Source organism: Pseudomonas sp. NFR09 (assembly GCF_900111535.1).
GTDB classification, from domain to species: Bacteria; Pseudomonadota; Gammaproteobacteria; order Pseudomonadales; family Pseudomonadaceae; genus Aquipseudomonas; species Aquipseudomonas extremorientalis.
The window spans coordinates 324,166-341,305 of record NZ_FOIH01000002.1 but is presented as its reverse complement, the minus strand read 5'-3'; the positions used below and the strand labels follow the sequence as shown (position 1 = coordinate 341,305).

13 protein-coding genes are annotated in these 17,140 nt (G+C 62.0%); 6 read left to right on the top strand and 7 right to left on the bottom strand.

All coding sequences use genetic code 11. The features are described 5' to 3' along the window. Window positions 1-144: 144 nt before the first annotated feature. The gene (locus BMX59_RS05480) at window positions 145-1,482 is read right to left on the bottom strand and encodes an ammonium transporter (protein ID WP_071488051.1); all 1,338 of its coding nucleotides are present in this window, start codon (window positions 1,480-1,482) and stop codon (window positions 145-147) included. 34 nt (window positions 1,483-1,516) lie between these two features. Continuing rightward, window positions 1,517-1,855, bottom strand: coding sequence for a P-II family nitrogen regulator (gene glnK / locus BMX59_RS05475; RefSeq protein ID WP_002555808.1), 339 nt, complete (start codon window positions 1,853-1,855; stop codon window positions 1,517-1,519). A gap of 422 nt (window positions 1,856-2,277) precedes the next feature. On the opposite strand from glnK, the gene BMX59_RS05470 reads away from it, so the two are divergent. Both BMX59_RS05470 and BMX59_RS05465 read left to right on the top strand, forming a co-directional pair. Continuing rightward, window positions 2,278-2,541, top strand: coding sequence for an accessory factor UbiK family protein (locus BMX59_RS05470; RefSeq protein ID WP_071488052.1), 264 nt, complete (start codon window positions 2,278-2,280; stop codon window positions 2,539-2,541). 213 nt (window positions 2,542-2,754) lie between these two features. After that, window positions 2,755-4,251 carry a YifB family Mg chelatase-like AAA ATPase gene (locus BMX59_RS05465; RefSeq protein ID WP_093120434.1) on the top strand — a complete coding sequence of 499 codons (1,497 nt, stop codon included), beginning with the start codon at window positions 2,755-2,757 and terminating at the stop codon, window positions 4,249-4,251. Here the strand turns inward: BMX59_RS05465 and BMX59_RS05460 are convergent. Then, window positions 4,248-4,832 carry a TetR/AcrR family transcriptional regulator gene (locus tag BMX59_RS05460; protein ID WP_071488054.1) on the bottom strand — a complete coding sequence of 195 codons (585 nt, stop codon included), beginning with the start codon at window positions 4,830-4,832 and terminating at the stop codon, window positions 4,248-4,250. The genes BMX59_RS05465 and BMX59_RS05460 overlap by 4 nt on opposite strands. A 114-nt stretch (window positions 4,833-4,946) precedes the next feature. Here BMX59_RS05460 and BMX59_RS05455 point away from each other — a divergent pair, with 114 nt between their 5' ends. Next, window positions 4,947-5,861 (top strand): ABC transporter six-transmembrane domain-containing protein, encoded by a 915-nt coding sequence (locus BMX59_RS05455; protein WP_093120431.1) that lies wholly within the window; start codon window positions 4,947-4,949, stop codon window positions 5,859-5,861. Between the two features lie 3 nt (window positions 5,862-5,864). On the opposite strand, the gene BMX59_RS05450 is transcribed toward BMX59_RS05455, so the two are convergent. Together BMX59_RS05450 and BMX59_RS05445 are read right to left on the bottom strand one after the other, a co-directional pair. Beyond that, the gene (locus tag BMX59_RS05450) at window positions 5,865-7,841 is read right to left on the bottom strand and encodes a methyl-accepting chemotaxis protein (protein WP_092241702.1); all 1,977 of its coding nucleotides are present in this window, start codon (window positions 7,839-7,841) and stop codon (window positions 5,865-5,867) included. A gap of 177 nt (window positions 7,842-8,018) precedes the next feature. Then, window positions 8,019-8,939 (bottom strand): LysR substrate-binding domain-containing protein, encoded by a 921-nt coding sequence (locus BMX59_RS05445; RefSeq protein ID WP_058424225.1) that lies wholly within the window; start codon window positions 8,937-8,939, stop codon window positions 8,019-8,021. A gap of 149 nt (window positions 8,940-9,088) precedes the next feature. Between BMX59_RS05445 and BMX59_RS05440 the strand changes: the two genes are divergently transcribed. Then, on the top strand, window positions 9,089-10,492 hold the full coding sequence (locus BMX59_RS05440; protein ID WP_093120427.1) for a NorM family multidrug efflux MATE transporter: 1,404 nt from the start codon (window positions 9,089-9,091) through the stop codon (window positions 10,490-10,492). A 66-nt stretch (window positions 10,493-10,558) separates the two neighbouring features. Here BMX59_RS05440 and BMX59_RS05435 read toward each other — a convergent pair whose 3' ends face one another. Continuing rightward, window positions 10,559-12,223, bottom strand: a complete 1,665-nt coding sequence (locus BMX59_RS05435; RefSeq protein WP_071488058.1) for a putative bifunctional diguanylate cyclase/phosphodiesterase — start codon at window positions 12,221-12,223, stop codon at window positions 10,559-10,561. 256 nt (window positions 12,224-12,479) lie between these two features. Here BMX59_RS05435 and rep point away from each other — a divergent pair, with 256 nt between their 5' ends. Both rep and BMX59_RS05425 read left to right on the top strand, forming a co-directional pair. Then, complete coding sequence (gene rep / locus BMX59_RS05430) at window positions 12,480-14,489, top strand: DNA helicase Rep (RefSeq protein WP_071488059.1); 2,010 nt, start codon at window positions 12,480-12,482, stop codon at window positions 14,487-14,489. Between the two features lie 58 nt (window positions 14,490-14,547). After that, window positions 14,548-15,120: a xanthine phosphoribosyltransferase gene (locus BMX59_RS05425; RefSeq protein ID WP_025856334.1), complete on the top strand. Its 573-nt coding sequence runs from the start codon at window positions 14,548-14,550 to the stop codon at window positions 15,118-15,120. Window positions 15,121-15,190: 70 nt separating this feature from the next. On the opposite strand, the gene BMX59_RS05420 is transcribed toward BMX59_RS05425, so the two are convergent. Continuing rightward, window positions 15,191-17,113: an acetyl-CoA hydrolase/transferase C-terminal domain-containing protein gene (locus BMX59_RS05420; RefSeq protein WP_093120424.1), complete on the bottom strand. Its 1,923-nt coding sequence runs from the start codon at window positions 17,111-17,113 to the stop codon at window positions 15,191-15,193. Window positions 17,114-17,140 lie beyond the last annotated feature (27 nt).

The following is a 17,140-nucleotide window of genomic DNA, read 5'->3' as shown; positions in this document are numbered from 1 at the left end:
ACATGCCTGTAAGACATTGGCATGCGGAAAAGTGCCGTGTGCATCCCATCACAAACACTCGATAAAAACCGGTACAGCTCGTTATGACTGACAAACAACAGACAAAAAAATGCCCGGCAAGCCGGGCATCTTTTTTTCGCGTACTTACAGGTTGTAGCCGCGCTCGTTGTGTTGCGCCAGGTCGAGGCCGACCGCCTCTTCCTCTTCGGTCACCCGCAGGCCCATGACCATGTCCAGCACCTTGAGGATGATGAAGGTCACGATAGCGGTGTAGATCACCGTGAAGCCGACCCCTTTGGCCTGGATCCAGACCTGTGCAGCCACGTCAGTCACCGTGCCGAAGCCGCCCAGCGCAGGGGCTGCGAATACACCGGTGAGGATTGCGCCGACGATACCGCCGATACCGTGCACGCCGAATGCGTCCAGGGAGTCGTCGTAGCCAAGCTTGCGCTTGAGGCTGGTGGCGCAGAAGAAGCAGATCACACCGGCGACCAGGCCGATCACCAGGGCGCCCATCGGCCCGACGGTGCCAGCGGCTGGGGTGATGGCTACCAGGCCAGCCACCACACCCGAGGCGATGCCCAGTGCGCTTGGCTTACCGTGGGTGATCCACTCGGCGAACATCCAGCCCAGCGCCGCAGCAGCGGTAGCGATCTGGGTGACCAGCATCGCCATGCCGGCAGTGCCGTTGGCCGCAGCGGCCGAGCCGGCGTTGAAGCCGAACCAGCCGATCCACAGCATGGCCGCGCCGATCAGGGTGTAACCGAGGTTGTGCGGTGCCATCGGGGTGGTCGGGAAACCTTTACGCTTGCCGAGCACGATGCACGCCACCAGGCCAGCCACACCGGCGTTGATGTGCACCACTGTGCCACCGGCGAAGTCCAGCACGCCCCAGTCCCACAGCAAGCCACCATTACCGCTCCAGACCATGTGTGCGATTGGCGCATAGACGAGGGTGAACCAGATGGCCATGAAGATCAGCATCGCGGAGAACTTCATACGCTCGGCGAACGCACCGACGATCAGCGCCGGGGTAATGATGGCGAAGGTCATCTGGAAGGTGATGAACACCGCTTCCGGGAACAACGCCGCAGGCCCGGTGATGCTGGCCGGGGTCACGCCCGCCAGGAACGCCTTGCCCATGCCGCCGAAAAAGGAGTTGAAGTTGACGACGCCCTGCTCCATACCGGTCGTGTCGAACGCGATGCTGTAGCCGTAGATGACCCACAACACGCTGATCAGGCCAGTGATGGCGAAGCATTGCATCATCACGGAAAGAATGTTTTTGGAGCGCACCATGCCGCCGTAGAACAGCGCCAGGCCTGGAATGGTCATGAACAGCACCAGCGCGGTGGATGTGAGCATCCACGCTGTGTCACCGGAATTGAGGACTGGAGCCGCCACTTCGTCTGCCGCCATGGCCAGGCTTGGCATTACGATGGACAACAGGGCTCCGAGCCCTGCGAATTTACGCAGAGTCATATTGTTTTCTCCTGGGGCGTTGGGGTTTGGCGGCTTAGATTGCGTCGGTATCGGTTTCGCCGGTACGGATGCGAATAGCCTGTTCCAGATTGACCACGAAGATCTTGCCGTCACCGATCTTGCCGGTGTTGGCGGCCTTGGTTATCGCCTCGATAACCCGGTCAAGATCCTTGTCGTCAATCGCGACATCAATCTTCACCTTCGGCAGGAAATCGACTACGTATTCCGCGCCGCGATACAGCTCGGTGTGACCCTTCTGCCGACCGAAGCCTTTGACCTCAGTAACGGTAATGCCCTGCACGCCGATCTCGGACAACGACTCGCGTACATCGTCCAACTTGAACGGCTTGATGATGGCAGTGACTAGCTTCATGAAAACTCTCTCCCGAATTGGTGGACTTGCCCCAGGAAAACAAACCCGTCTCAAGTCTAAGCGCAGTGCCTGGCTTTGTAACGCGTCGTCGCCTCGGCATTTGCCGTTGCGACGCCAGCGAACCACTGGTGACGAAACCTGTACCCCTGATCCGTCGGCGCACTGCATTCGTCACAGCGACTGCATCAGTGCATGGGTCATGATCGTCTAAGCAGAAACCTTGCCAGCTCCGTAAAAATCACTGAAATCAGTCCTTTGCTCACTTTTGCCCAACTGCGGGGCTTTTTGATGGCGGCAATGCGCACAAAAACAGTGCGCAACCGCCCGACCCGCTGCGCGAAAAGCGTGCGCTCGCCGCCACGGAAAAGACTATAGACGCTGCGTGGTACACTGCCGGCCAACAGTATTCCGGAATATTTCCCATGCTCGCGCCCAAAGACCTCCTCGACGCCCTGAGCGGCCACGCCTCTCGCCTGTTCAGCGGCGACACCCCGCTGCCCCGCAATGAAATCGAAAGCCAGTTCAAGGCGCTGCTGCAAAGCGGCTTCAGCAAACTCGACCTGGTGAGCCGGGAAGAGTTTGATAGCCAGATGGTGGTGCTGGCCCGCACACGTGCGCGGCTGGAGAGCCTGGAGGCGAAGGTGGCGGAGCTGGAAGCACGACTGACGCCGCCCTCTGCTGAATAAACGCGGTCAGTGTGGGAGCTGGCTTGCCTGCGATGCAGACGCCTCGGTGTATCAGTTGCACGTAGGCGATGCTATCGCAGGCAAGCCAGCTCCCACATAAAGCGCTGCGAACGACGCTGGATACGTTCTGTAAAACCTCCCTCGCCTCGCATTTCTCCACCTCGTCTACCCTTGAAAAACCGCAGGAAGCGGCCCTCTTTTCAAGGAACGAGCATGTCCCTCGCCATCGTCCACAGCCGCGCCCAGATCAGCGTCGAAGCCCCTGCCGTCACCGTCGAAGTGCACATGGCCAACGGTTTGCCATCCCTCACCCTGGTGGGTTTGCCGGAAACCGCCGTCAAGGAAAGCAAGGACCGGGTGCGCAGCGCCATTCTCAACTCCGCCCTGCAATACCCTGCCCGGCGCATCACCCTCAACCTGGCACCCGCCGACCTGCCCAAGGACGGCGGGCGCTTTGACCTGGCGATAGCGCTGGGCATCCTGGCGGCCAGCGTTCAAGTGCCGGCGCTGATGCTCGATGAGGTGGAATGCCTCGGCGAGTTGGCGCTGTCCGGCGAAGTGCGAGCAGTGAAAGGCGTGCTGCCGGCCGCGTTGGCGGCACGCAAGGCCGGGCGCACCGTGATAGTGCCGCGGGCGAATGCCGAGGAGGCGTGCCTGGCCTCGGGGTTGAAGGTGATTGCGGTAGATCATTTGCTGCAGGTCGTGGCGCACCTGAATGGGCATCAGCCCATAGAGCCCTACAAGTCCGACGGCTTGCTGTACCTGAACAAGCCATACCCGGACCTGAGCGAAGTACAGGGCCAGCTCGCCGCCAAGCGCGCACTGCTGATCGCGGCGGCGGGCGCGCATAACCTGCTGTTCAGCGGCCCGCCCGGCACCGGCAAGACACTGCTTGCCAGTCGCCTGCCGGGTTTGTTGCCACCGTTGAGCGAGCAGGAAGCCTTGGAAGTGGCGGCTATCCAGTCGGTCGTCAGCCTGGCACCGCTGAGTCACTGGCCACACCGACCGTTTCGCCAGCCGCACCACTCTGCATCAGGTCCGGCATTGGTGGGCGGCGGGTCGAAACCGCAGCCTGGGGAGATTACCCTGGCCCATCACGGCGTACTGTTCCTCGATGAATTGCCGGAGTTCGACCGCAAGGTGCTGGAGGTGCTGCGCGAGCCTCTGGAATCGGGCCACATCGTCATCTCCCGCGCTCGCGATCGCGTCAGCTTCCCGGCCCGCTTCCAACTGGTAGCCGCCATGAACCCCTGCCCTTGCGGGTACATGGGCGAACCCAACGGGCGTTGTCGCTGCACGCCGGAGCAGGTTCAGCGCTATCGCAACAAGCTCTCCGGCCCTTTGTTGGACCGCATCGACTTGCACCTCACTGTGGCGCGGGAAACCACCGCGCTGAATCCAACCCAGCAGGTGGGCGATAACACGGCCGAGGCATCGGCACGGGTCGCCCAGGCCCGCGATCGCCAACTGCAACGCCAGGGCTGTGCGAATGCGTTCCTTGACCTGCCAGGGCTGCGCAAGCACTGCAAGCTGACCAAGACCGATGAAGGCTGGCTGGAAACCGCCTGTGAACGGTTGACGCTATCCCTGCGCGCGGCCCATCGTCTGCTCAAAGTGGCGCGTACCCTGGCCGACCTTGAGCACGCCGATAACATCACTCGACCGCACCTGGCGGAAGCGCTGCAATATCGGCCCGCGGCCGTCGGCTAGGGCGCCTCTGGGAAGTCCAGCAGCAGCCGCGCCACTTCCATCACTTCATCCAGGGCCGCTTCGGCCGACTCCATGGAGGGTTTGAGCATCAGGTCGTCGGCATAGCCCATCGCCACGGCAAAGATCTGGCGGGCAGCGCGTTGTGGCGAGTCACAACGCAAGACGTTGGCAGCCACACCCCGCTCGATCACCTCGGCGAGCATGCCTTGCCATTGGGCGTTGATCGCCAGGTAAGCCTGGGCCATTTCCGGGTCCTGCATGGCTTCGTCCCAGGCATCCAGCCACAGCGCCCACCCCGCATCGGCGGTGCTTGGCAGGCAGTCGCGCAAAAAACCCACAAAGGCTTCCAGGGGCGCTGCTTCTGCCAGGGGCGCGCGTACTTCGTCCAGCTGCTCGTTGGCAAACCGCACGAAGGCTTCGCGGCGCAGTTCCTTCCAGTCGCTGAAGTAGTGATAGACGTGGCTGCGGGACAGGCCTGCATGTTCGGCCAGGTCGCGGGTGGACACATCGGCAAAACCCTTGCTGCGAAACAGTTCCAGGGCGGCGGCGATGATCTGGTCTTTACGGTCGATACGCGACATGGGCAATTCCTTCCAGGCACCGGCAGATAAGCGGCGCTTGCTTTTTGAGCGATCGCTCAAGGATACTTGAGCAGTCGCTCAATAATAGCGTCTATCACTCCTTTGGTGCACCCCATGTCATCCGTCACACCGCAAATCCTGATCGAAGAAAGTCAGAAAATCGGCCAGCAATCCGCCGGCCAGACGCTCAAGGCCATTGCCAAAGCCTATCCGGGCAAGCTGTCCGCCACGCTGTCGCTGGTCGCGCTGGAGAACGCGCTGCTGCTGGCCTACCCGTTGTTTGCCGGGTTTGCGGTGGACGCGATCATCCGCGGCGACACGGGTAACGCGCTGCTCTACGCCGCCGTGGTCCTGGCGTTCTGGGTGGTCGGCGCGGCGCGCCGGGCGTTGGATACGCGGACTTTCACGCGGATCTACGCCGATCTGGCGGTGCCGGTGATCCTCAACCAACGCCTGCAGAACCACAGCACGTCGAAATCGGCGGCGCGGGTGGTGCTTGCTCGGGAGTTCGTCGACTTCTTTGAAAAGCATGTACCGATCATCGCCACGGCGCTGGTGTCGATTATCGGCGCGGCAGTGATGTTGATCGTGATCGAGCCCTGGGTAGGCCTGGCGTGCCTGGGCGCGCTAGTGCTGTGCATCACGTTGTTGCCACGCTTTGCCCGGCGCAACCAAGCGCTGCATGAACGGCTGAACAACCGGCTGGAAAAAGAAATCGGCCTGGTGGAAAAGGTCGGCGCACCGACCCTGCGGCGCCACTACCAGGTGCTTTCGCGCCTGCGCATCTGGCTGTCAGACCGCGAGGCGGCTGCGTACCTGTTTCTTGGCACGCTGGCCGCCTTGCTGTTTGTGGTCGCCATCAGCCAGTTGGCACAGTCACCCGCGGTCAAGGCCGGCCATATCTATGCAGTCATGACTTACCTGTGGACCTTCGTCACCAGCATGGACGAAGCCCCCGGCATGGTCGACCAACTGGCGCGCCTGAAGGACATCGGCAAGCGCGTGGACCCCGGCCTGGGCGACCGCTAGGCCTCAACGAAACCGATCTACCTCATGCCGCAAGCCTGCCGCCAGGGTCTCCAGTTCCTTGGCGGTAATCGCCAGGTTCGACACCACTTCCCGCTGCTCGCTATTGGCCAGCGCGATGCTCTGCAAGTTGCTGCTGAGCAAGGTCGCGGTGCTGCTCTGTTCCTGAGTGGCGGTGGTGATCGCGGCAAACTGCTGACCGGCCGAGCGGCTTTGCTCGTCGATACGCGCCAGGGCCGACGCCACGTCGGCGTTACGCGACAGGCCTTCCTGCATCAACACATTGCCGCGCTCCATAGTGCTGATGGCGTTGCCGGTTTCCTGCTGGATGCTCTGGATCATTCCGGAGATTTCGTCAGTGGCCTCTCGAGTACGCGACGCCAGGTTGCGCACCTCATCGGCGACCACCGCAAACCCACGGCCTTGTTCACCAGCGCGGGCAGCCTCGATGGCGGCGTTGAGCGCCAGCAGGTTGGTCTGTTCGGCAATCGAGGTGATCACACCGACGATTCCGCCGATCTCTTGGGAGCGTTGTCCCAGGGTGTTGATCACCGTGGCTGTGCTGTTGAGCGCGGCAGCGATGTGTTCCAGGGATGACGACGCCTCTTGCATCGAGTTGCGCCCGATGCGGGTTTGTTGGGCGTTTTCCTGGGCCAGGCGTTCGGTGCTGCCCATGTTGTCGGCGATGTTCAGCGAGGTGGCGCTGAACTCTTCCACCGCGCCGGCCATGCTGGTGATCTCGCCGGACTGCTGCTCCATGCCTTCATAGGCGCCACCGGACAAGCCGGACAGCGCCTGCGCACGGCTGTTGACCTCTTCAGCCGCCTTGCGGATATGCGAGACCATGGTCGACAGCGCTTCACCCATCTGGTTGAAGCTGCGCGCCAGTTGGCCGATTTCGTCATGACTGGACACATTCAAGCGCGCGCTCAAGTCGCCCGCGCCCAGGGCTTCGGCCTGGCGCACCAGGTCGCCCAACGGCGCCAGCTTGCTGCGCAGCAGCCACACCGTTGCACCAACCGCCAGCAGCATGGCCAGCACGCTGCCTATGACCAGGCGGATACCGACGTCCCACGTCACCGAGCGGATCTCAGCCTTGGGCATGCTCGCGACAACGGCCCATGGCCCGCCCTCGAAGGGTACCGACACGCTGTAGAAATCTTCGTTTTTGTCTGCCCAGAAGCGCCCGGTGCCCGGCGTCTTGGCCAGGTCCAGCATCACGGGTACGGCTTGATCCAGCGCCTGCACGCCCGCCGGCGGTACAAGCCAGCGCTTCTGCTCATCCAGCAAGGCGAGGGAGCCGGTCTGGCCGATGCGGAAACGCTTGAGGTTCTCGAACTGGGCATTCTGCGCATCGGTGTAGTCGAACCCGATGAACAACACCGCGATCACCTGCCCACTGCTGTCGCGCACCGGGCTGTACTGGGTCATGTAGGAGCGGTCGAACAGCACCGCGCGGCCGATATAGGTCTGCCCGCCGAGCACCCGCTGGTAAGCCGGGCCCTGGCGATCCAGCACCGTGCCGATGGCCCGGTTGCCATCCTGCTTGGTCAACGAGGTGCTGATGCGGATAAAGTCTTCGCCGCTGCGCACGAATACCGTGGCCACGCCGCCGGACATCTGCTTGAACTCATCCACTTCATTGAAGTTGTTGTTCAACACCTGATTGCCCAGGTACAGGCTAGGCGTCTGCACACCGGCCACGGTCACAGGCTGGTCCGCATGCACGCTCAAGCCGGCGCCGAAGCGCTTTTCAAACAGCCCGCTCAAACGCTGGGTACTTTCGCGCAAGGTGCTGTGGAAGGTGTTGAGTTGGTCGGCGAGCAAACGTGCCTCGCTGGCCAGGTGCTCCTCGCGGGTAGCGAGGTTGGCGGAGTCGAGGGAACGCAAGGCAAACACGGTGCTGCCGCTGATGACGACAGCCAGAATCACGGCTAATGCCAGGCCTAACTGGGAGGCTATCCGGGCGCGAGGTTGAGACATGACGGCTCCTGGCCGAGGCCAGGATCATCCTGATCTCATAGCGTTGCTCGGCAAATTATCCAGTGGGAAACGTTGGTGTACGATGGTTCCAACACACCTACTTCGGCGAGCCGAGGCAATACTTGAGCGATCCGCAGGGGTATCACGCAAACGATTGCACAAACAGTCTGTCGCCCCTCACTCGAGGCGTTCGACCTGAGGCAATTCCATCGCCTTGACTTCCGCCTGCAGAAACTCCGCCAAGCGCCGCAAACGCTCACCGCCGGGGCGGGTTTTCGGCCATACCAGGTAGTAGTTTTCGCCACTGGCCACCGCCGTTGGCCAGGGCAGGCTCAATCGACCCTGGGCCACGTCTTCGGCCACCATCAGCAAATCGCCCATGGACACACCGTAGCCCCGCGCAGCGGCGATCATGCCCAGTTCGAGGGTATCGAATACCTGCCCGCCCTTGAGCGACACCTGGGATGACAACCCCATGCGCTCCAACCAATTGCGCCAATCGCGACGGTCGGGCGTGGGGTGCAGCAATTCAGCGGTGGCCAGGCGTGCAGCATCCCAGGGCCCGTCCTCCAGCAGGTTCGGCGCACCTACCGGGATCAGCAGCTCCGGAAACAGGTAGCTGGCCTCCCAGTCCGCCGGGAAGTGCCCGTAGCTCAGCAGCACCGCGCAGTCGAAGGGCTCCTGGTTGAAATCCACCTCGTCCACGCTCATCCACGCGCTGGTCAGTTGCACCTCATTGCCTGGCTGCAACGCGCGGAAGCGGCTAAGCCGCGCCAGCAGCCAGCGCATGGTCAGGGTCGACGGTGCCTTCATGCGCAGGATGTCGTCTTCGGCGTTCAAGGTATGGCAGGCCCGCTCCAACGCTGCAAAACCTTCGCGCACGCCGGGCAAGAGCAGGCGCGCCGCCTCGGTGAGCTGCAAGGTGCGGCCACTGCGCTGGAACAGGCGACAGGCGAAATGCTCTTCCAGCGTGCGGATATGTCGGCTCACCGCACTTTGCGTGATGGAGAGTTCCTCCGCTGCCCGAGTGAAGGAATTGTGCCGAGAGGCGGCCTCGAATGCGCGCAAGGCATACAGCGGAGCAAGGCGACGAGACATCGGTAAATTCCTGCATAGCGATCCACCAACACTATCAGATCAATACACATGAGTTTAAGTCATGTACACCATCGCTTTAATCCTTTTGTGTAATTAACCCAGAGCGCCGAGAATCAAGCCTTCCCCAACCCTCTGACTTGTCGAGCGTGATGATCATGCAACATCCGGCACGTACCGAACTCTGGGCCATTCTGCGGCTGTCAGGGCCGTTGATTGCCTCACAGTTGGCACACATGCTGATGGTGCTGACCGACACCCTGATGATGGCGCGCCTGAGCCCCGAAGCCCTGGCCGGTGGCGGCCTGGGCGCGGCGACCTACTCGTTCGTGGCGATTTTCTGCATCGGCGTGATTGCCGCCGTGGGCACGCTGGTGGCCATCCGTCACGGCGCGGGCGATATCGACGGCGCCACCCGCCTGACCCAGGCCGGGCTATGGCTGGCGTGGCTGATGGCCCTGGCGGCCGGTTTGCTGCTGTGGAATCTCAAGCCAGTGCTGCTGATGTTTGGCCAGACCGAGACCAACGTGCACTCGGCCGGGCAATTCCTGACGATCTTGCCGTTCGCCCTGCCCGGCTACCTGAGTTTCATGGCCCTGCGCGGCTTCACCAGTGCAATCGGCAAGGCGACGCCAGTGATGGTGATCAGCCTTGGCGGCACGGTAGCCAACTACCTGCTCAACCACGCGCTGATCGAAGGCATGTTCGGCCTGCCCAAGCTCGGCCTGATGGGTATCGGCCTGGTCACGGCCATCGTTGCCAATGGCATGGCGCTGACGCTGATGTGGTACATCCGCAGCAACCGCACCTATGCGGCCTACCCGCTGAGCACAGGCCTGTTTCGCCTCAACACCCAGTACCTGCGCGAATTGTGGCGCCTGGGCCTGCCGATCGGCGGCACCTATGCGGTGGAGGTCGGGTTGTTTGCGTTTGCGGCGCTGTGCATGGGCACCATGGGCAGTACGCAGTTGGCGGCGCATCAGATCGCATTGCAGATCGTCTCGGTGGCGTTCATGGTGCCTGCGGGAATGTCCTACGCGGTGACCATGCGCATCGGCCAGCACTACGGCGCCGGGCAGTTGCTGCAGGCGCGCCTGGCCGGTCGTGTCGGCATCGGCTTTGGCGCGGCGATCATGCTGGGATTTGCTGCCGTGCTGTGGCTCTATTCCGACCCGCTGATCGGACTGCTCATCGACCACAACGACCCGGCGTTCCACGACGTGATCGTCCTGGCCGTCAGCCTGCTGGCCGTCGCCGCCTGGTTCGAGCTGTTCGATGGCGTGCAGACCATCGCCATGGGCTGCATTCGCGGGCTCAAGGACGCCAAGACCACCTTCCTGATCGGCGCGGGCTGCTATTGGTTGATTGGCGCACCATCGGCCTGGCTGATGGCCTTCACCCTGGGCTGGGGACCGACCGGTGTGTGGTGGGGCCTGGCGCTGGGCCTGGCATGCGCGGCAGTGAGCCTGACCTGGGCGTTTGAGGCGAAGATGAAGCGGATGATTCGCCAGGAGCCGCCGCGGCAGGAAATGTGGGAGGGGGCTTGCCCCCGATAGCGTTGGGTCAGTTGCAGATGAACTGGCTGACACTCCGCCATCGGGGGCAAGCCCCCTCCCACATTCCTAACCGAGCAAAGCTTGCTGGCTTTTGCCGAAGGTCAGGTACTCCACCAACTCCGGCAACGGCAGCGGCTTGCTGATCAGGTAACCCTGGGCCTGGTCGCAGCCAAACAAGCGCAACAGCGCCAGTTGCTCAGGCGTTTCCACCCCTTCGGCCACCACCTCCAGGTTGAGGTTGTGCGCCAGGTTGATCATGGCATGCACCAGCTTGCGGTTTTCTTCGCGCTCCTCCATGCCACCGACAAAGCTCTTGTCGATCTTCAACAAGGCAATCGGCAGGCTGTTGAGGTGCACGAACGATGAGAAACCCGTACCGAAGTCATCCAGGGAAAACCGCACACCCAGGCGGCCGAGGGCATCCATGGTCTGCTTGACCAGGTCACTGCGGCGCATCACGGCGGTTTCGGTCAGTTCGAACTCCAGCCATTGCGCCTCCACGCCCCGCTCGGCAATCAGCCGGCTGAGTGTGGAGAGCAACTGGCTGTCCTGGAACTGGCGGAACGACAGGTTGACCGCCATGTGCAACGCCGGCAGGCCGCGTTCGCGTAGGTCTTGCATGTCGCGCAGGGCCCGGGAGATCACCCAGTAGCCCAGCGGCACGATCAAGCCGCTTTGCTCGGCCAACGGCACGAATTCACTTGGCGGCAACAGGCCGCGCTCGCCATGACGCCAGCGCACCAGGGCCTCCAGGCCGACGATATGGCCGTCGTCCAGGTCCAGGCGTGGCTGGTAATGCAGCTCCAGTTCGTCACGGCGCAAGGCGCGGCGCAGCTCGCTTTCCAGGTCGGCCAGGCTGCGCGCGTTGCGGTTGATACGTTCGTTGAAGATATGAAAGGTGCAGCCTTGGGTGCTCTTGGCCTGCTGCATGGCGATATGAGCGTGCCACATCAAAGGGTCGGCACCGGCGCGAGCGCGGGCATGGGCCACGCCCAGGCTGCAACCGATCAGCAGGCTTTCGCCATCCACCCAATAGGGTTCGGCCATGACCTCGGTAATGCGCTCGGCCATCCACTCGGCACGCTGGGGTGCACGGCGGGTATCGATCAGCAGGGCGAATTCATCGCTGCCCAGGCGCGCCAGTTGGTCGCCGACCTCCAGCTGGCTCTTGAGCCGTGACACCACTTGCAGGATCAACCGGTCGCCGGCCTGGTGGCCGAGGGCATCGTTGGCGTGGCGGAAGTTGTCGAGGTCCAAGTGACCGAGGGCCAGGCCACGCCCTTCATTCTCGGCCAGACGCGCGGTCAACAGGGTCTGGAAGCCCTGGCGGTTGGCGATGCCGGTGAGCGGGTCCTGCTCGGCCAGGCGTTGCAGGGTGTTTTCCAGCACGCCGCGCTCGCGGACGTGGCGCAGGCAGCGGCGCACTGTATCGGCATCCAATACATCACGCACCAGCCAATCGCTGACGCCAAGCGGTGAAACCAGCGGTTCCTGTTCCAGCAACAACACGCACGGCAGGCTGCAACGGCCAGGCCCGGGTTGCAGGCTGGGCGTGGTCAATAGCACGGCGCTGTGGTCGTCATCGAACAGACGGCTCACGGATTCCCAGTTTGGTGCGCTGATCAGCACAGCCCCATCGCCCATCGGCGCCAGGCACTCGCGCAATAACGCTGCCCACGCGGGCTCATCGGCCAGCAGCAGCAAACGCAAGGGTTCGACAGGCGTAGACAAGCTAGCTCCCTAGACTCTGCAAAAATTCGTGGCGACGGGCATTATGACGTGCGGCCTGAGAATCACCAATGATAGGGGTTTTCAAACACGCGAACTGTGAACATTAGCCTCAAAACAACCCTCACATCCTGCGGCAAAGTATCAAAACCGGCAAATTTAGATCGAGTGGTACGTCACACTGTCGTTCTGACAGAGCAGAATCCTGCCAGCCTGTTAAAATGCCCGCCCTTTTGAACAACGACTCCCTGAATTCTGTATGTCCCGACTCAATCCCCGGCAGCAAGAAGCCGTGAACTACGTCGGCGGCCCTCTATTGGTGCTCGCCGGCGCAGGCTCCGGCAAGACCAGCGTGATCACCCGCAAGATCGCGCACCTGATCCAGCACTGCGGCATCCGCGCCCAGTACATCGTCGCCATGACCTTCACCAACAAGGCCGCGCGGGAGATGAAAGAGCGCGTCGGCACCTTGCTCAAGGGTGGCGAAGGCCGTGGCCTCACCGTGTGTACCTTCCACAACCTGGGCCTGAACATCATCCGCAAGGAGCATGCGCGTCTGGGCTACAAGCCGGGCTTCTCGATCTTCGACGAGACCGACGTGAAGTCGCTGATGACCGACATCATGCAAAAGGAATACGCAGGCGACGACGGCGTGGATGAGATCAAGAACATGATCGGCGCCTGGAAAAACGACCTGATCCTGCCGCCCCAGGCCCTGGAAAACGCACGCAACCCCAAGGAACAGACTGCCGCCATCGTCTACACCCACTACCAGCGCACGCTCAAGGCGTTCAACGCAGTGGACTTCGACGACCTGATCCTGCTGCCGGTAAAGCTGTTCGAGGAACACGCCGACATCCTCGAAAAATGGCAGAACAAGGTGCGCTACCTGCTGGTGGACGAATACCAGGACACCAACGCCAGCCAGTACCTGCTGGTAAAAATGCTGATCGGCAAGCGCAACCAGTTCACCGTGGTCGGTGACGATGACCAGTCGATCTACGCCTGGCGCGGCGCGCGCCCGGAAAACCTGATGCTGCTCAAGGACGACTACCCGTCCCTGAAAGTGGTGATGCTGGAGCAGAACTACCGCTCCACCAGCCGCATCCTGCGCTGCGCCAACGTGTTGATCTCGAACAACCCCCATGAGTTTGAAAAACAACTGTGGAGCGAGATGGGCCACGGCGACGAGATCCGCGTGATCCGCTGCCGCAACGAAGACGCCGAAGCCGAACGCGTGGCCGTCGAGATCCTCAGCCTGCACCTGCGCACCGACCGGCCCTACAGCGATTTCGCGATCCTCTATCGCGGCAACTACCAGGCCAAGCTGATCGAGCTGAAATTGCAGCACCACCAGGTGCCGTATCGCCTGTCGGGCGGCAACAGCTTTTTCGGACGCCAGGAAGTAAAAGATCTGATGGCCTACTTCCGCCTGATCGTGAACCCGGACGACGACAACGCCTTCCTGCGCGTGATCAACGTGCCGCGTCGCGAGATCGGCTCCACCACCCTGGAAAAGCTCGGCAACTACGCCACTGAGCGCAAGATTTCGATGTACGCCGCCACCGACGAAATCGGCCTGGGCGAACACCTGGACTCGCGCTTCACCGATCGCCTGTCGCGCTTCAAGCGCTTCATGGACAAGGTGCGCGAGCAGTGCGCCGGCGAAGACCCGATCAGCGCGCTGCGCAGCATGGTCATGGACATCGACTACGAGAACTGGCTGCGCACCAACAGTTCCAGCGACAAGGCCGCAGATTACCGCATGAGCAACGTCTGGTTCCTGATCGAAGCGCTGAAGAACACCCTGGAAAAAGACGAAGACGGCGAGATGACCGTCGAAGACGCCATCGGCAAGTTGGTGCTGCGCGACATGCTCGAACGCCAGCAGGAAGAGGAAGACGGCGCCGAAGGTGTACAGATGATGACCTTGCATGCCTCCAAGGGCCTGGAATTCCCCTACGTGTTCATCATGGGCATGGAAGAGGAAATCCTCCCGCACCGTTCCAGCATCGAAGCCGACACCATCGAAGAGGAACGCCGCCTGGCCTACGTGGGCATTACCCGCGCGCGTCAGACCCTGGCCTTCACCTTTGCCGCCAAGCGCAAGCAGTACGGCGAAATCATCGATTGTGCCCCCAGCCGGTTCCTGGATGAACTGCCGCCGGACGACCTGGCCTGGGAAGGCAATGACGACACCCCGACCGAGGTGAAGGCCGTTCGCGGCAACACAGCCCTGGCGGACATACGCGCGATGTTAAAGCGCTAGAATCGACTACTTTTCAATCTACTTTCGGCGCACAACGCGCCATTAGAGGAAGCTTTCCGTGGAAGCACTGCACAAGAAAATTCGCGAAGAAGGCATCGTGCTTTCCGATCAGGTACTCAAGGTCGACGCCTTTCTGAACCACCAGATCGACCCGGCACTGATGAAGTTGATCGGCGACGAATTCGCCGCGCTGTTCAAGGACTCGGGCATCACCAAGATCGTCACCATCGAAGCGTCGGGCATAGCGCCAGCGATCATGACCGGCCTGAACCTGGGTGTACCGGTGATCTTCGCGCGTAAGCAACAGTCCCTGACCCTGACCGAAAACCTGCTGTCGGCAACGGTGTATTCCTTCACCAAGAAAGTCGAAAGCACCGTGGCGATCTCGCCGCGCCACCTGACCAGCAGCGACCGCGTGCTGGTGATTGATGACTTCCTGGCCAACGGCAAGGCATCCCAGGCGCTGATCTCGATCATCAAGCAGGCCGGCGCGACCGTGGCAGGCTTGGGGATCGTGATCGAGAAGTCGTTCCAGGGCGGCCGTGCGGAATTGGATGCGCAGGGTTATCGGGTTGAATCGCTGGCGCGGGTCAAGTCGCTGGAAGGTGGCGTCGTCACCTTCATCGAATAACTCCTGCCTCAAAGTGGTGGTAAAAGTGGGAGGGGGCTTGCCCCCTCCCACATCGACCCTGTGTTGTCGGTTAGTGCGCGGTGGCCTGCAGGCCGGCGAGCAGGAGCCGCTGGTACAGATCCTCTTTCAAGCCTTCCGGCTTGGTCAACTGCATGCGTTCCAGATGCTTGGGAAACACCTGCGCCTGCGGCGCATCCAACGCCGCCTTGCCCAGCTCCAGAATCTCCGTCAGCTTGAATTTGCTCTTGAGCCAGTTCAGCGCCCGCAACAAATCCCGCTCTTCATCGGTGAAATCGCTTCCCAACGGATACTCCGGAAACAACCGACGATGGCGTGCCTGAATCCCCTGCAACCGCTCCGGCGTGTTCTCGGCAAAGCGCGGATCCAGCTGGAAATCCTTGGGCAACTTGCCAGCCTTTTGCGCCTGCTTGATCAAATCGTCCTGGAAGCGTGAGTCGGTGATATTGAGCAACGCCTCGATCACCTTGGCATCCGTCTGCCCGCGCAAGTCTGCAATGCCGTATTCCGTGATGACAATATCCCGCAGATGCCGGGGAATGGTGCAGTGGCCGTAGTCCCAGACGATATTGGAACTGACCTCCCCCGCCGACTCGCGCCAACTGCGCAGAATCAGGATCGACCGCGCACCTTCCAGCGCATGGCCCTGGGCCACAAAGTTGTACTGCCCGCCCACACCACTGAGCACACGACCGTCTTCCAACTGGTCGGCCACACCCGCGCCGAGCAGCGTCACCATGATCGCGCTGTTGATAAACCGCGCATCCAGGCGTTGCAGGCGCTTGAGTTCTTCCTGGCCGTACAGCTCGTTGATGTAGCTGATGCGCGTCATGTTGAATTCGAGGCGCTTGGCGTGGGTCATTTCCTGCAGGCGCTGGTAGAAACTGCGCGGGCCAAGAAAAAATCCGCCGTGGATCGAAATGCCGTCGGGCTGCGCCGCATCGTCGAGCGTGCCGGCGTTGGCCTGCTGTTGCGTCGCTACGTCCGGGTAGACCTTGCGACGGATAATCCCCGCGTCCGCCAACACCAGCAGGCCGTTGACGAACATTTCGCTGCACCCGTAAAGGCCCCGGGCGAAGGGATCGACGCCGCCTTCACGGCTGATCAGCGGCGCCCACTGGTACACGTCCAGGTCCGTCAGCAGCGACCGATAGGACTCGTTGTCGGCCTGGCGCGCCAGCAGCGCGGCAGTCAGCGCATCGCCCATGGAGCCGATGCCGATCTGCAAGGTGCCGCCGTCGCGTACCAGGGTGCTGGCATGCAGGCCGATGAAGTGGTCCTGGAAACCCACCGGCATGTTCGGCGTGGAGAACAGCGTGGTGGTGTCTTTTTCATCGATCAGGTAATCGAAGGTATCCATGCCCAGCTCAGCGTCGCCGGGCATGTAGGGCAAATCGGTGTGGACTTGCCCGACGATCAGCACGGTCTCGCCGGCGTCGCGGCGCTTGGCAATCATCGGCAGCAGGTCGAGGGTGATATCCGGGTTGCAGCTCAAGCTCAGGCGATCAGGATGTTCGGCACTGCTGGCGACCAACTGCGCCACCAGGTTCAGGCCGGCGGCGTTTATGTCGCGAGCGGCGTGGCTGTAGTTGCTGCTGACGTAATCCTGCTGCGCCGACTCGCTGTGCAGCAGGCTGCCGGGCTGCATGAAAAACTGTTGGACGTGGATATTGTTCGGAAGGCTGTCGTTGTGCAGGTCGGCGAGGAAATCCAGTTCGGGGTAATCGCCGAACACCCGCTCGATAAAGGGTTCGAGAAAGCGTTTCTGCAAACCATCACCCATCGTCGGGCGGCCCAGGCTTAACGCGGTATAGATCGTCAGCGCCCGCTCCGGCAACTTGGCGATGCGCCGGTACAAGGCATTGGCAAACCGGTTCGGCTTGCCCAGCCCGAGGGGCATGCCCATGTGGATATGCGCCGGCAACCGCGCCAGTACGTCATCAACTGCTTGCTCGATTGAACACAACTGCACCATCCGACCCTCCTGAACATTCCATGATTA

Coding starts and splice junctions, on each gene's coding strand:
- BMX59_RS05480 (WP_071488051.1), bottom strand. CDS start 1,482: ATGACTCTGCGTAAATTCGCAGGGCTCGGAGCCCTGTTGTCCATCGTA.
- glnK (WP_002555808.1), bottom strand. CDS start 1,855: ATGAAGCTAGTCACTGCCATCATCAAGCCGTTCAAGTTGGACGATGTA.
- BMX59_RS05470 (WP_071488052.1), top strand. CDS start 2,278: ATGCTCGCGCCCAAAGACCTCCTCGACGCCCTGAGCGGCCACGCCTCT.
- BMX59_RS05465 (WP_093120434.1), top strand. CDS start 2,755: ATGTCCCTCGCCATCGTCCACAGCCGCGCCCAGATCAGCGTCGAAGCC.
- BMX59_RS05460 (WP_071488054.1), bottom strand. CDS start 4,832: ATGTCGCGTATCGACCGTAAAGACCAGATCATCGCCGCCGCCCTGGAA.
- BMX59_RS05455 (WP_093120431.1), top strand. CDS start 4,947: ATGTCATCCGTCACACCGCAAATCCTGATCGAAGAAAGTCAGAAAATC.
- BMX59_RS05450 (WP_092241702.1), bottom strand. CDS start 7,841: ATGTCTCAACCTCGCGCCCGGATAGCCTCCCAGTTAGGCCTGGCATTA.
- BMX59_RS05445 (WP_058424225.1), bottom strand. CDS start 8,939: ATGTCTCGTCGCCTTGCTCCGCTGTATGCCTTGCGCGCATTCGAGGCC.
- BMX59_RS05440 (WP_093120427.1), top strand. CDS start 9,089: ATGATCATGCAACATCCGGCACGTACCGAACTCTGGGCCATTCTGCGG.
- rep (WP_071488059.1), top strand. CDS start 12,480: ATGTCCCGACTCAATCCCCGGCAGCAAGAAGCCGTGAACTACGTCGGC.
- BMX59_RS05420 (WP_093120424.1), bottom strand. CDS start 17,113: ATGGTGCAGTTGTGTTCAATCGAGCAAGCAGTTGATGACGTACTGGCG.